The sequence below is a fragment of the Flavobacterium sp. LC2016-12 genome (assembly GCF_015351595.1).
Lineage (GTDB): Bacteria > Bacteroidota > Bacteroidia > Flavobacteriales > Flavobacteriaceae > Flavobacterium.
Genome location: NZ_JADKPT010000004.1, coordinates 268,367 through 281,991, shown reverse-complemented (window position 1 = coordinate 281,991; position 13,625 = coordinate 268,367). Strand labels below are relative to the sequence as shown.

Annotated in this window: 13 protein-coding genes; 6 read left to right on the top strand and 7 right to left on the bottom strand. The window is 35.8% G+C overall.

Going from position 1 to position 13,625, the window contains the following annotated elements; genetic code table 11:
* Positions 1–564: 564 nt before the first annotated feature.
* The 5 genes from IRZ99_RS09300 to IRZ99_RS09280 all read right to left on the bottom strand — a co-directional run bounded on the left by IRZ99_RS09300 (position 565) and on the right by IRZ99_RS09280 (position 4,613).
* Positions 565–1,338: an alpha/beta hydrolase gene (locus IRZ99_RS09300; protein ID WP_194657014.1), complete on the bottom strand. Its 774-nt coding sequence runs from the start codon at positions 1,336–1,338 to the stop codon at positions 565–567.
* An 88-nt stretch (positions 1,339–1,426) separates the two neighbouring features.
* On the bottom strand, positions 1,427–1,942 hold the full coding sequence (locus IRZ99_RS09295) for a GNAT family N-acetyltransferase (RefSeq protein WP_194657013.1): 516 nt from the start codon (positions 1,940–1,942) through the stop codon (positions 1,427–1,429).
* Between the two features lie 27 nt (positions 1,943–1,969).
* Positions 1,970–2,449, bottom strand: a complete 480-nt coding sequence (locus tag IRZ99_RS09290) for a DUF6691 family protein (protein WP_194657012.1) — start codon at positions 2,447–2,449, stop codon at positions 1,970–1,972.
* A 10-nt stretch (positions 2,450–2,459) separates the two neighbouring features.
* A complete protein-coding gene (locus IRZ99_RS09285) occupies positions 2,460–3,023 on the bottom strand; it encodes a YeeE/YedE thiosulfate transporter family protein (RefSeq protein ID WP_194657097.1) in 564 nt (187 codons plus the stop codon).
* Positions 3,024–3,194: 171 nt separating this feature from the next.
* The gene (locus IRZ99_RS09280) at positions 3,195–4,613 is read right to left on the bottom strand and encodes a rhodanese-like domain-containing protein (protein WP_194657011.1); all 1,419 of its coding nucleotides are present in this window, start codon (positions 4,611–4,613) and stop codon (positions 3,195–3,197) included.
* Positions 4,614–4,972: 359 nt separating this feature from the next.
* Between IRZ99_RS09280 and IRZ99_RS09275 the strand changes: the two genes are divergently transcribed.
* From IRZ99_RS09275 to IRZ99_RS09260, 4 genes are all read left to right on the top strand, one after another.
* Positions 4,973–5,569, top strand: a complete 597-nt coding sequence (locus IRZ99_RS09275) for an HD family hydrolase (protein ID WP_194657010.1) — start codon at positions 4,973–4,975, stop codon at positions 5,567–5,569.
* A 283-nt stretch (positions 5,570–5,852) separates the two neighbouring features.
* On the top strand, positions 5,853–7,199 hold the full coding sequence (locus IRZ99_RS09270) for a cytochrome ubiquinol oxidase subunit I (RefSeq protein WP_194657009.1): 1,347 nt from the start codon (positions 5,853–5,855) through the stop codon (positions 7,197–7,199).
* Between the two features lie 2 nt (positions 7,200–7,201).
* Positions 7,202–8,278 (top strand): cytochrome d ubiquinol oxidase subunit II, encoded by a 1,077-nt coding sequence (gene cydB / locus IRZ99_RS09265; RefSeq protein ID WP_194657008.1) that lies wholly within the window; start codon positions 7,202–7,204, stop codon positions 8,276–8,278.
* 161 nt (positions 8,279–8,439) lie between these two features.
* Positions 8,440–9,147 carry an Abi family protein gene (locus IRZ99_RS09260; RefSeq protein WP_194657007.1) on the top strand — a complete coding sequence of 236 codons (708 nt, stop codon included), beginning with the start codon at positions 8,440–8,442 and terminating at the stop codon, positions 9,145–9,147.
* A gap of 191 nt (positions 9,148–9,338) precedes the next feature.
* On the opposite strand, the gene IRZ99_RS09255 is transcribed toward IRZ99_RS09260, so the two are convergent.
* Both IRZ99_RS09255 and IRZ99_RS09250 read right to left on the bottom strand, forming a co-directional pair.
* The gene (locus IRZ99_RS09255; RefSeq protein ID WP_194657006.1) at positions 9,339–10,124 is read right to left on the bottom strand and encodes a sulfite exporter TauE/SafE family protein; all 786 of its coding nucleotides are present in this window, start codon (positions 10,122–10,124) and stop codon (positions 9,339–9,341) included.
* Between the two features lie 197 nt (positions 10,125–10,321).
* Complete coding sequence (locus IRZ99_RS09250) at positions 10,322–10,954, bottom strand: Crp/Fnr family transcriptional regulator (RefSeq protein WP_194657005.1); 633 nt, start codon at positions 10,952–10,954, stop codon at positions 10,322–10,324.
* Positions 10,955–11,385: 431 nt separating this feature from the next.
* On the opposite strand from IRZ99_RS09250, the gene IRZ99_RS09245 reads away from it, so the two are divergent.
* Positions 11,386–11,697 (top strand): rhodanese-like domain-containing protein, encoded by a 312-nt coding sequence (locus IRZ99_RS09245; RefSeq protein WP_072972856.1) that lies wholly within the window; start codon positions 11,386–11,388, stop codon positions 11,695–11,697.
* A gap of 77 nt (positions 11,698–11,774) precedes the next feature.
* A complete protein-coding gene (locus IRZ99_RS09240) occupies positions 11,775–13,355 on the top strand; it encodes an NADP-dependent glyceraldehyde-3-phosphate dehydrogenase (RefSeq protein WP_194657004.1) in 1,581 nt (526 codons plus the stop codon).
* Positions 13,356–13,625 lie beyond the last annotated feature (270 nt).

The window sequence follows — 13,625 nt, the reverse complement described above, 5'->3', positions numbered from 1 at the left end:
ATAAAATTTTAATTTAAAATAGTGCTTTTATAATGTTTGCTACTGAATTTGCTGAAATATTTTTCGTTAAGTATTGCAATAAACAAGATCTTTTTAGGAGTTTTGGTCGCGTGAGGGATAGGAGGAAGCTACCGAAGTAGCGCGGATAGCCCGACAGCATTTAAGAAAAGGCCTAATGAGCGCAAACTGCATTAGGCCTTTTTTTAAATGGTGGCACGCCCTAATTGATATAGGTTTCAGGTTTCAAGTTTCAAGTTTCAGGTTTCAGGTTTCATGTTATATTGAAAGCTGGAACACAAAACCCGACAGATTTTTTAAACCTGTCGGGTTTAGAAAATCTAAAATCTAAAATCAATAGGGGCGTGCCACCATGCCGATGAGAGGGCAAACATACTTTGTGCGTATACGCCCTCTCATCGGGATGCTGTCGGGCTATCCACACTGCTTCGGCAGTTAGCTCCTATCCCTCACGCGAGCATAGAATACAAGAAACCCGACAGGTTTTCAAAATCTGTCGGGTTAGCTAAACGTAAACTAGTAGGTTTTAAATTCAGATTTACAACTTTACTTATTTAGATACCCTTCAATATAGGTATTTATTGTTTTTCGTTGTTCGCTTGTCGCGTCATTATCCATATCTCTATGCTCAATAGAAGTGGATTGAACTGTCATTCCATATTTTTTCTGCTCTTGCTCCGTTGGTAATACAAATTCATCTGCGGGATAATTGCTGGAACGTAGCGTATATATTTGAGGATGATTAACTCTTGGAAGCGGCATTCTTCGATTATCCATCGTTATAATCTTAGAAACCAATTTTGGATATTCTGTAGCAAACAAAGCTGTCATATCTCCACCATTCGAATGTCCTATTAAAGTTAAATGCTTAAAGTCTAATTCTGGTTTTGTTTTTTTAAATTCATTAATGACAAACAAAATATTTTTACAGCCTCTTTCCCAATTAGGTCTTCTTGTAATCTTTAAATCACCGTCCATGGCAAGAAGATCGTCGTTAGGCAATTCGTGTTGAATGCTTATAACAAAATATCCTTTTGAAGCTAAGTTCTCCGTCAAATAAGAATATATTCTATTATCCCCGCCTTTATTCTCTCCATAACCATGGCTAAAAATAATTACTTGCTGTCTATTTATTTTCTTATTTGTCTTTGGATAGTAAAGCGCAACCGGAATTTGTCGATTTCTTGATTTGTCAAATAATTCCAGACTATCCAGTTTAACATCATAAATAGGATTTGATGCCTGAACGTTTGCTTTTCTGTTACCAGAACAACTTAATAATAGGAAACAAATTAAAAGTAGAGAATATATTTTGCTCATTTGTTGGTGTGTTTTTTAGAATTATTAAACCCGACAGTCACGAAGCTTCGGGATTGTCGGGTTTAATGTAATATTGACTTTAATTATCTTATGATAATTGTTTCTCGTAAGCTCTTCGTGCGCCGCCTCTAAAATAAACCTCACCACAATAAGTATAGCTTAATTTGTCTAAAATTTTAAGCATCGGAACATTGTCAAAGTTAGTATCTACCTTAATACTATAGACGTTATTTTTAATACTTAAACCTTCAATGTGTTCAAAAAGTTTGGTAGCAATGCCTTTTCCTTTTGCCAATTTTGAAACGGCTACACGATGTACCACAACATAATCGCCATTCGTAAGCCATTTGCCTTCGATTTCTTCGTAAGCCGGTTCTATGTCGAAAATAATGGCAGCGTAACATAAAATGGTTTCGTTTTCGGTAAGCACGTAGCCAAAACCATTATTTATATCATTTGTAATTGAAGTTTCGTTAGGGTAACCGTCCTGCCATTGTTTACTTCCTTCTAATCGTCTTTGTTCTATAGCATCTTGTATAATTTCCCAAATTTGAGGAACTTCTTCAAGAGTTGCTTTTCTTAATTGTAATTCTGTTATACTCATTTTTCTAATCTAACTATATATAAGGTATTAATGAGGCAATTTGTCTTTGATAAAACCATAAAACCAGGTTCCTGCAATCGCACTTAATAAAGTAATGACAATTACAGTAACTCCAGTCCCGATTTGAGCAAACAAAGGCCCAGGACAAGCTCCCGTAATAGCCCAGCCAAATCCGAACATCAGTCCGCCATAGATTTGCCCTTTACTGAAAACCTTTGGCTGAATTTCGATTTTTTCTCCGTGAATGGTTTTAATATTGAATCTTTTAATGATTTGAACTGAAATTACGCCAACTACCACCGCACTCCCGATTACGCCATACATAAAGAAAGACTGCAATTGAAACATTTCCTGAATACGGAACCAGCTGATGATTTCGGCTTTTACGAATACAATTCCGAAAAAGATTCCAACCAAAAGATATTTTAAGTTTGAGAAACCTGAATCTTTTATTTGACTTCCGTTGATTCCTTCTGTATCGGTATTTTTATTTTCTAAATTATTCATTTTTGAAATTTTAAAGTGAAAGAATGTATGGCAATATCAAGTTGGCCATAATAAAACCGCCAATCATAAAACAGATTGTCGCTACCAATGAAGGCCACTGTAAATTTGAAATTCCCATAATTGCATGTCCGCTCGTGCATCCGCCAGCGTAACGCGTTCCGAAACCAACTAAAAATCCGCCAACCACAATCATGATAAAACCACGAAGTGTGAATAAGCTTTCCCAGGAAAATAATTCTTTTGGCAATAATCCTGAATGATCGGTAATCCCGTAAGAAGCCAATTGCTCCGAAAGCTGCGGCGTAATTTCAACGGGATTTGGATTCGCTAAAAGATAAGCAGCGATTATTCCGCCAAGAAAAATCCCGAAAACAAAAAATAAATTCCAGCTTTCTTTTTTCCAGTCGTATTTAAAAAACGAAATATTCGCCGGAATACAAGCCGCACAAATATGTCGCAAAGAAGAACTAATCCCAAAAGATTTATTTCCGATAATCAACAAAATAGGAACAGTCAGTCCAATTAACGGACCCGCAATGTACCAAGGCCAAGGTTCTTTTATAATTTCGAGTATACTCATGTTTTTATATTAAATGTTTTTTTTTACAATATAAGTGATATAAGTAATTATAAGCTGACCTTTAGAGAGCGTTGAACTTATATGAGCTCATATAAGTTTACCCAAGACAAAGCTACGCACAGCAATTAAATGAACTTATATAACTTATATGGTGGAAAATTTTGTTTATGCTTTCAACACTTTGCTTTGACAAACGAAATCTGATTTTGGAATATCCGTTTTTGCAATGGCTCCAAAACCTCCGTCAATTTCGGTAAAATTTCTGAAACCGCGCGCTTGTAAAATAGACGCTGCAATCATACTTCTGTAGCCACCTGCGCAATGCAAATAAAAATGTTCGTTCGGATTAATGTCTTTTACCCAGTCATTAATATAAGCCAAAGGTTTACTGTAAGCGTCTTCGATATGTTCTGCTTCGTATTCCGTTTCTTTACGAATGTCGATTACTTTGTCTTCTTCTATTTTAAATTCAGCTGCAAATTGTTCAGCTGAAATTCTGTTTACAGTATCCACTTCAAAACCAGCTTTTTCCCACGCATCAAAACCACCTTCTAAATGTCCGATAATAGAATCAAAACCTACACGGCTTAAACGCGTTACGGTTTCTTCTTCTAAACCATTTTCGGTTACTAATATAATAGGTTGTTTTACATTGGCAATCAAAGTTCCCACCCACGGCGCAAAATCACCATTGATACCTATATTAATAGATTGCGGAATAAATCCTTTATAGAAATCTCCGCTTTTTCTGGTATCTAAAATCAATGCTCCGGTTTCTTCGGCAACAGCCTCAAAATCTTTAACAGCAATACCTTTCATTCCGTTATGCAAAACCGATTCAAAGCTTTCGTAACCACCTTTATTCATCGCCACATTCATACTGAAATAAGCTGGTGGAGGCAATAATCCGTCGGTAACTTCAGTAATAAATTCGGCTTCGGTCATATCGGCACGCAAAGCATAATTCGTTGCTTTTTGGTTCCCGATTGTCGAAACAGTTTCTTTACTCATGTTTTTCCCGCAGGCACTTCCCGCACCGTGCGCCGGATAAACAATTACGTCATCTGCCAAAGTCATAATTTTATCTCTCAACGAATGAAATAAAATCCCGGCCAATTGATCCTGTGTCATTCCAGCCGCTTTTTGCGCTAAATCCGGACGGCCAACATCGCCTATAAATAAAGTATCTCCGGAGAAAATCGCATGATCTTTTCCGTTTTCGTCAATCAATAAATAAGTCGTGCTTTCCATGGTATGTCCCGGAGTGTGCAATGCTTTTATGGTAATTTTTCCGATTTTAAATTCTTGTCCGTCTTTTGCTGAAATGCAGTCGAATTCACAAGCAGCATTAGGTCCATAAACGATTGGTGCTCCGGTTTCTTTGCTTAAATCAATATGCCCCGAAACAAAATCGGCGTGGAAATGCGTTTCAAAAATGTATTTCAACTTAACCTGATCGCGGTCTAAACGATCCAGATAAGGTTGAATTTCCCTTAACGGATCAATAATTGCCGCTTCTCCGTTTGACGTTATATAGTATGCACCCTGCGCAAGGCATCCGGTGTAAATTTGTTCAATTTTCATGATATGAAATCTAAAATAAGTTCCACAAAGGTAACTTTGTTTTTTCGGAAAATAAGTGACTAATGTTACAGAAATTTGAGTTTTATGAAAAAAGGTTGGGCGGGGTTTTACCATATAAGTCATATAAGGAATTATAAGCTGGAGTTTAGATCGTGCCGAAATTATATGAGCTCATATAAGCTATATTGTAGGGATTGTCTTTTTATACTCACTTCATACTAAGTAAGTATTTAGAATACTTAAACTTATATGTTCTAACCGTACGCTGAAGTATATGCGCAAAAAATTAAAATGAACTTATATCACTTATATGGTGAAAAAAAAAATCTCCGTAATTTTACGACTCTACATTAAACATTATGAACACAAAAGACTTATTAGATCAAATTGCTTTTATAAAAGAGATTGATAAAGTAAAATACATTCAGCGAAAAACGAAGCTCTTTAATAGCGACCGAAATGAAAATGATGCAGAACACAGCTGGCATTTGGCGTTGATGGCGATTGTTTTGGCAGAACATTCAGATCAGCCGATTGATGTTTTGAAAGTGGTAAAAATGGTGCTGATTCATGATATTGTAGAAATCGACGCAGGAGATGTTTTTCTATACGATACCCAAATAAATCATTCGAATACCGATGAAGAAAGATTGGCTGCAAATCGTATTTTTGGACTGCTTCCGAAAAAACAAGCTGAGGATATGATTGCTATTTGGGAAGAATTTGAAGCTGGCGAAACCAACGAAGCTAAATTCGCAAGATCGATGGACAGACTAGAACCCTTATTACAAAACACATCCAATGACGGAGGAACCTGGAAGGAATTTGGCGTGCCCTATAAAAAAGTTTACGAAAAGAAATGCGTCATAAAAGAAGGCTCCACAACTTTATGGAACTACGCCGAAGGTTTAATAAATGAAAGCGTAGAAAAAGGAATTTTGAAAAAGGAATTTTGAAAAAGGAATAAATATTAAACACATAGAATCATAGTTTTTCATAGCTTAAAAAAAGGCGTTTCACTAATTTAAAGACACATAGCTATGTGTTTTGAAGCAAGTGAAACGCCTTTTTACGTTTCCAAAATCCTATGTCTCTATGCGTTTAATATTTTAGCTTTTAAATTTTTCAAAATTGTTGAAAAGTTTAACAAATACCAGCATATAAACTTTTTTTAAAGGCAGGAATTTCGGGTTTTAATGGGTAAATTTGTGGAACTTCATAAAACCAAATACCACTATAATGGAAGAAATGCTTTTTTATGACCGAATGCAATTCGCCTTCACAATTACCTTTCACTACCTTTTTCCGCAACTTACAATGGGTCTTTCTTTGATCATTGTTTATTTCAAATGGAAGTATCTTAAAACTCAAAACGAACAATACAATCATGCCACACACTTCTGGATGAAGATTTTCGCCCTGAATTTCGCGATGGGCGTTGTAACCGGGATCCCGATGGAGTTTCAATTCGGAACCAATTGGGCGAAATTCTCCGAATTAACCGGTGGCATTATCGGTCAGACTTTGGCGATGGAAGGGATGTTCTCCTTCTTTTTAGAATCTTCATTTCTGGGTATCTTTTTATTTGGAGAAAAAATCCTCGGACATAAATGGCATTTTGTAACCGGAGTGCTAATCATGATTGGTTCCTGGGCCAGTGGTTATTTAATTATTGCCACACATTCGTGGATGCAGAATCCGGTGGGTTACGAAATTCTGGAAAACGGAAAATTTGTATTAACTAATTTCAAAGCTTTATTTTTAAATCCGTGGCTTTGGCCTTCTTATTTGCACAATCAGGCCGCTTCTTTGGTTACGAGTTCTTTTGTCGTAGCGGGAATTGGCGCTTTTTATATTTTGAGTCAGAAGAATGTTTCTTTCGGACGATTGTTTCTTAAAACCGGCGTTATTTTCGGATTGATTTCAAGCATAATCGTTGCCGTTCCAACGGGAGATTTACTGGCCAAAAACGTTGTGAAATATCAGCCGGTAACTTTTGCCGCAATGGAAGGAATTTTTCACACAGAGAAAAAAGGTTCTGAAATTGTATTAATCGGTCAACCTGATGTAAAAGATAAAAAATTAGACAATAAAATTGCAGTTCCTAATATTTTGAGTTTCCTTACTTATGGAAATTGGGATCAGGAAATCAAAGGTCTGGATCAATTTGAAGAAGATTTACATCCAACAAATATTTCAGGATTGTATTATGCTTATCATATTATGGTCGGGCTCGGAACTGTATTTATAGGTCTGATGGTTCTTTCTCTTTTTCAATTAATCAGAGGAAAATTGTTTGAAACCAAATGGATTTTATGGTCGCTTATGTTCATGATGCCGTTTCCGTATATCGCCAATACTACAGGCTGGTACACTGCCGAATTAGGAAGACAACCGTGGCTCGTTTACAATTTAATGCGAACCGCTGCCGGCGCATCGCCAACCGTTTCGTCCGGAAATACCTTGTTTACTTTATTAGGTTTTATAGGATTGTATCTTTTACTCGGAATGCTGTTTTTGCTTTTGATTGGAAAAATTATCAATAAAGGACCTCATCATGTGGAACTTTCAACAGAAAAAATATAAGTATGGAATTTTTTTGGTACATCGTTTTAATGGGAATTCTGGCCGTTTATATTGTCTTAGACGGTTATGATTTTGGAGCAGGAATTATTCATTTGTTTTTTGCTAATACAGAAAAAGATAAAAAAGCAATTACAAACGCAATTGGTCCGTTTTGGGATGCCAACGAAGTTTGGATTATCGCTGCTGGAGGTGTTTTGTTTTTTGCCTTCCCCACTTTATATGCATCGTCTTTCAGCGGCTTTTATTTGCCGTTGATTATGATTTTATGGTTGTTGATTTTCCGTGCTATCGGTTTAGAAATGCGAGGTCAGGTACATCATCCAATGTGGGAGGCCATTTGGGATAAAGCTTTCGGAATCGCGAGTTTACTTCTGGCTTTGTTCTTCGGAATTGCTTTGGGAAATATCGTTCGTGGTGTCAATCTCGGAATGGTGCAAAATGGCGTTTCTACACAGGAACCTCATTTTTTCTTTTTGCCTTTATGGAATCCAACTTTCAGCCCGCAGGCAAATGAATTGGGAATTATAGATTGGTTTACCCTTTTCCTCGGAATTGTAAGTGTTGTGGCTTTAACGATTCACGGCGCCAATTGGATTATCTTTAAAACCAATTCATCTTTGAATGCACAGCTTAAAAATATCGTTTTTAAACTGAATTTCTTTTTATTGCTTTTAGTTTTTATTTCCTTGGGAATTTGGCATTTTATTGAGCCGGAACCGTTTCATAATTTTGTCGAAAACCCAATTTTGTGGTTTTTCCCAATTATGACTTTTGTTGGTATTTTAGGATTGTTCAAAGTACGTTCGTTTAAAAAAGATGGCCAGGCCTTTATATTTTCGACCTTATTTTTAGTGGGAGGATTTGCTTCGACAGCGGTTTCGATTTTCCCGAATGTTCTGCCTTCGACTAATAACGTAAATCCGTCGTTGACGATTTATAATACTGCTGCCGGAGAATACGGATTGAACGCTGGCCTAAGCTGGTTTTTTATCGCTTTGTTTTTAGTGATTGTTTATTTTATTATTCAATATCGTGTTTTTAACGGGAAGATGGATGATGTTGGGTATGGGGAGCATTGAGAAGTTATTTACACATCAAAAAAAAAAGAGCCACTTTTTAGTGGCTCTTTGCATTTCTTAAACTTAATTACGTTACCATAGGTAAGAGGCTTTATCAAGTATCATAGTACAAATGTAAGAACTTTTTTCTACGTTTGAAAATTATAATATTAATCTTACAAATGAGATTTCAAAAAGTTCAATTATATCTTTCCCCTTCCCGGATTGAAAGATATCAAATAGCTACTGGATATAGATCAACAAAATCTGTTAAATTATATAAAGCAAATTTAAAAATATCTCAATCCTTTCATCCAATTCTAGGGATATTAGAAGTTATATTAAGAAATAGAATAAATATAATTTTGGCTGGGTATTTTGTAGATCCTGATTGGATAATTAATCAAAAAAACGGATTTATGATTGATCCTTCATTAACATATCTAGATCATCGTACCAGAAGAGTAATCACAAATGATTACCTAAAAACATCTGTTGAAAAATCCGAAAATAGAATTAGAAGAATTAGAATTCCTATAACCAGTGGCAAAATAATTGCTGATCAAACTTTAGGATTTTGGACAAATTTATTTGAATTATCACATTATAGAATTTTACGTGGCAGGCCAATACAAATTTTTAATCATTTACCTTCCGGTATTGGGAGAATTCAGGTATGCGACAGATTGAATAAAATTAGAGAATTTAGAAATCGGATTAATCATAATGAACCAATTTGTTTCAATGGAAACAATATTGATTTTAGTTATGTAGAAGATGTTTATAATTCAATTATTCAAATAATAAATTGGATAGATCCTGATTTAATAAATTGGATTAAGGATATGGATTCTGTAATGATTAAAATCAATAATGCAAAACGAATATAAGTAGTTTTTGAAGTTCATATTTAGTGAATAATTTTCGCCGATGCGAAAACGCCAAAAAAATACAAATCCGTTTACTCTTAAGAATAAACGGATTTTTTAGTTTTCGTCTACAAGTAAAACTAAAATTGATATCATAAAATAAAAAGATCTGTAAAATCTGCTCCCGATAGCTATCGGGACTGCGAGAAACTTTAAAACAAAACCTCCTTAGTAATAATATAAAACCCCATTATCAAAACAAACCAACCAAAAATAGGTTTCAGTTTAGTTCCGTCGATTTTTTTAGAAAGCTGGCTCCCTAATACCATCCCGAGAAGCGCCATTGCGGACACACCTAATAGAAAAGGATAATTGATAGGAGTTCCGATGTATAAGTCGCCTGCAAAACCTATTGAAGAATTAATGCTGATGATTAGTAAGGAAGTTCCAACGGCTTGTTTCATGGGTAATTTCGCGAAAAAGAGCAGAGCAGGAATAATTAAGAATCCGCCCCCGGCACCAAGAAATCCGGTTATAATTCCGACAATGAAACCTATAAAACTGAGTTGAATGTAATTCGTTTCTGCGCCTTTTATTTCGGGTTGGTTTTTTCGAATCATCGAAATTGCCGCCGTAATCATCAACACCGAAAAGATAACCATAATCAGAAAATCTTTGGAAACGGAATAAGAAGCGATTGAAAAAAGGGTAGAAGCTATCTGCGGAAAAATAACTTCGCGAATAATCAAAATCGAAATCACAGAAGGAATCGCAAAATACAATGCCGATTTGAGTTTGAGATTTCCCATTTTGTAATGGCTGTAACTCCCAAACATAGCAGTCAATCCAACAATAAACAAAGAATAAGAAGTCGCCTGCTCCGGATTTACTTTAAACAAATACACTAAAATCGGAATGGTCAGGATCGATCCACCACCGCCAATTAGGCCCAGCGAGATTCCGATAATAATCGAAGCAAAATAACCCAGATATTCCATTGCATTTGTTTTTATGCAAAGGTGGTTTGATTAAAAGAAATCTACAGTAACATTTATCACATAGAACTTACTAAACACGAATTTCGCGAATTTTCACAAATTTATTTCGGTGTGACATCGAGCGGAGTCGAGATGCGTTGTTCTCGACTCCGCTCGAACTGACAATTCCTTCGTGTTAATTTGTGAAATTCGTGTTCTTATACCTTTTTTAATAACTCAATTTGGTTGCGGTTGAGTTTAACCAAACCTCTTTGTTCCATTTTTTTGAGTAATCTGGAAACGACTTCTCGGGAGGTGTTTAACTCGGTTGCGATTTCCTGATGAGAAAGTTTTACTTCAGAACAGCCACAGGCATCCGAATGTCTTTTGAGATAAAACTCCAAACGCTCATCCATCGAACGGAAAGCAATATTATCAACAACTTCTAAGACTTCTTCAAAACGACTACGATACGTTTCGATTACAAATTCGTACCAGGAACGGTGTTCCATCATCCATTTGTCCATCATTTGCAACGGAATCATCATGACGGAAACATCTTCGACGACTTTGGCCATGATTTGGCTTTTTTCGCTTTTGACGGTGCAGATCATCGAAATGGCGCAGGCTTGTCCGGGTTGTAAATAATACATTAAAAACTCGCCACCATCTTCGCCTTCACGGTAAATTTTGATTTTTCCTTTGGTAATTAAAACGGTGTTTTTGATGTATTGTCCGGTTCGCATTAAAATAGTTCCGGCTTCAAAATCCTGTGCGCTTCCGTTTTCTTCAATGGTTGAAATAAGTTCAGCAGAGAAATTCGGAAATATATCTTTTAATGTATTTTGCATTTATATGAATGATTTTGTCACATCGAGCGGAGTCGAGATGTTTTAAGGTTCTCGACTCCGCTCGAACTGACAGTCGTTATTTTTCTCGCTACTAATATCAAGAATTCACAAGAACTAATTAGTGCTAATTCGTGAATTCGTGGCAAACAATTTTTATCAAAATGAAATTAAAACATCTCATTTAATACAAAGATAGCAGATTGAAATGGTATAAATTATCAGAAAACCATATTTGACAGTATTTTATGAAAATGAAAAAATCCTATTTTCTATCGATTTTATAGGGTGTATTTTTAAAAATAGTGAGTAAATTTGTGTTTCACTGATTATAATACTTTCTCTAAAACGTTTTCTGAGAATAATAATCGAAATCGCATTTGGCACGTTTTTAATTAATAGAAACGTCGTAATTTTACAAAAACACATTTATTATGAATTTATCACAAGAAGATTGGGTTAATCAGCTTGCTGCTGACGAGAATGCAGTTATACTGGACGTAAGAACTGAAGACGAATTTAATGACGGTTATATCGAGAATGCCGTAAACATTGACATCAATAAAGGTCAGGGTTTTATTTATGAAATCGAAGAGTTAGATAAAAACAAAAATTACTATGTGTATTGCCGTTCTGGAGCGAGAAGCGCCAAAGCATGTCAGATTATGAACGAGTTAGGTATAAATAATGCCTATAATCTGCTTGGTGGAATTCTGGACTGGGAAGGGGATACCGTAAATCCATAAATTAGAAGAAGAGGCAAGAAAAAGCCTCTTTTTTCGTTTAAAATGCTATTAATAACCAAACTATAAATTACCAGATTATGAGTTTAATACCCGAAGAATATCAGATTACAAACCTGATAAATCAAGATACTTATCTTGTAAATGGAGAATTGAAACAATGGACAGGGCAAACCACACCTGTGTTTTCAACTATTTCTTCTACAGAAAAATATACGCCGACCTTATTAGGATCTATTCCGTTCATGGCAGAAAAAGAAGCTGCTGAAGTGGTTGAAGCTGCAAACGCTGCTTATAATAAAGGACAAGGTTTATGGCCAACAATGAAAGTAGTTGACCGTATTAAATGCATGGAAAATTTCGTAAGACAGATGAAGGAAACCCGCGAAGAAGTGGTGAAACTTTTGATGTGGGAAATTGGAAAAAACCTTGGCGACTCTCAAAAAGAATTTGACAGAACAGTTGAATATATTCAGGATACTATTGCCAGTTATAAAGAACTAAACGGACGCAGTTCACACTTTGAAAAAGTGCAAGGTGTAAACGCGATGATTCGTCGTGGGCCTCTTGGAGTTGTATTGTGTCTTGGACCTTACAATTATCCTTTAAATGAAACTTTCTCGTTATTGATTCCGGCTTTGATTATGGGTAATACTGTAATTTTTAAACCAGCTAAACACGGGGTTTTATGTATTTCGCCTTTGTTGGAAGCTTTCAGAAGCAGTTTTCCAAAAGGGGTAATTAATATCGTATACGGAAGAGGCCGCGAAGTAGCTTCTCCGATTATGAAATCTGGAAAAATTGATGTTTTGGCATTAATCGGAAATAGTAAATCGGCGATTGCTTTGCAGGATCAGCATCCAAATAAAAACAGACTGCGTTTGATTTTAGGTTTGGAAGCGAAGAATCCAGCGATTATTTTACCGGACGCCGACTTAGATTTGGCTATCCAAGAGTGTATTGCAGGAAGTTTGTCTTTCAACGGTCAGCGTTGTACGGCTTTGAAAGTATTATATGTTCATGAATCTATAGCAGAAGAATTTAACAGACGTTTCTCTGAAAAAGTAGATGCCTTAGGATTTGGAAACCCTTGGGATAAAAATGCTTCTTTAACGCCGCTTCCTGAAACAGATAAACCAGCTTACATTCAGGGATTGATTGATGATGCAGTTCATAAAGGCGCAAAAATCCTAAATGAAAAAGGTGGAAAACATACGGACAATTTTATTTTTCCGGCAGTTCTATATCCTGTAAATAAAGAAATGAGAGTGTATCATGAAGAACAATTTGGACCAGTTGTGCCAATTATTTCTTTTAAAGATATTAACGAGCCTCTTGAAGATATGGCCGAATCAAACTACGGTCAACAAGTAAGTTTGTTCGGAAAAGATATTAAAACTTTAGCACCGCTTATCGATGCTTTGGTAAATCTTGTTTGTAGAGTAAACCTCAACAGTTCTTGCCAAAGAGGACCGGATGCTTTCCCATTTACAGGTCGTAAAGATTCTGCTGTTGGAACTTTAAGTATTCCGGATGCTTTGCGTTCTTTCTCAATCCGTACGTTCGTGGCTTCAAAAGATATCGCTTATAACAATGAAATTCTACAGGAATTGCTAAACAGCAAAGAATCGAACTTCATCAATACCGATTATATTTTGTAGCTATTAAGGTTATATATTAATTGTAGATACCGTCTTTTTTCGCCAGAGAAAGACGGTTTTGCTTTTTAAGGGTCTAAGTTGCTGAGGTACTAAGGAGCTAAGGTCTTGCCACAAAGACGCTAAGGCGCTAATGTTTTTGTTTCAGCAAATTGTTTCGCCTGTTTGCTATCGCTCGGAATGCAGATTTTTTAATCCTTTTTATTTTTTAATCTGTGGCTATATAAACACTTTGCGCCTTTGCGTGCAATAATATCCAATGGTAATAAAAAT

Bases quoted from the DNA above. Each gene is read 5' to 3' on its own strand.
- IRZ99_RS09260 (WP_194657007.1), top strand. From the start codon at position 8,440: ATGAGATTTCAAAAAGTTCAATTATATCTTTCCCCTTCCCGGATTGAA.
- IRZ99_RS09275 (WP_194657010.1), top strand. From the start codon at position 4,973: ATGAACACAAAAGACTTATTAGATCAAATTGCTTTTATAAAAGAGATT.
- IRZ99_RS09255 (WP_194657006.1), bottom strand. From the start codon at position 10,124: ATGGAATATCTGGGTTATTTTGCTTCGATTATTATCGGAATCTCGCTG.
- IRZ99_RS09240 (WP_194657004.1), top strand. From the start codon at position 11,775: ATGAGTTTAATACCCGAAGAATATCAGATTACAAACCTGATAAATCAA.
- IRZ99_RS09280 (WP_194657011.1), bottom strand. From the start codon at position 4,613: ATGAAAATTGAACAAATTTACACCGGATGCCTTGCGCAGGGTGCATAC.
- IRZ99_RS09300 (WP_194657014.1), bottom strand. From the start codon at position 1,338: ATGAGCAAAATATATTCTCTACTTTTAATTTGTTTCCTATTATTAAGT.
- IRZ99_RS09250 (WP_194657005.1), bottom strand. From the start codon at position 10,954: ATGCAAAATACATTAAAAGATATATTTCCGAATTTCTCTGCTGAACTT.
- IRZ99_RS09290 (WP_194657012.1), bottom strand. From the start codon at position 2,449: ATGAATAATTTAGAAAATAAAAATACCGATACAGAAGGAATCAACGGA.
- IRZ99_RS09245 (WP_072972856.1), top strand. From the start codon at position 11,386: ATGAATTTATCACAAGAAGATTGGGTTAATCAGCTTGCTGCTGACGAG.
- cydB (WP_194657008.1), top strand. From the start codon at position 7,202: ATGGAATTTTTTTGGTACATCGTTTTAATGGGAATTCTGGCCGTTTAT.
- IRZ99_RS09270 (WP_194657009.1), top strand. From the start codon at position 5,853: ATGGAAGAAATGCTTTTTTATGACCGAATGCAATTCGCCTTCACAATT.
- IRZ99_RS09295 (WP_194657013.1), bottom strand. From the start codon at position 1,942: ATGAGTATAACAGAATTACAATTAAGAAAAGCAACTCTTGAAGAAGTT.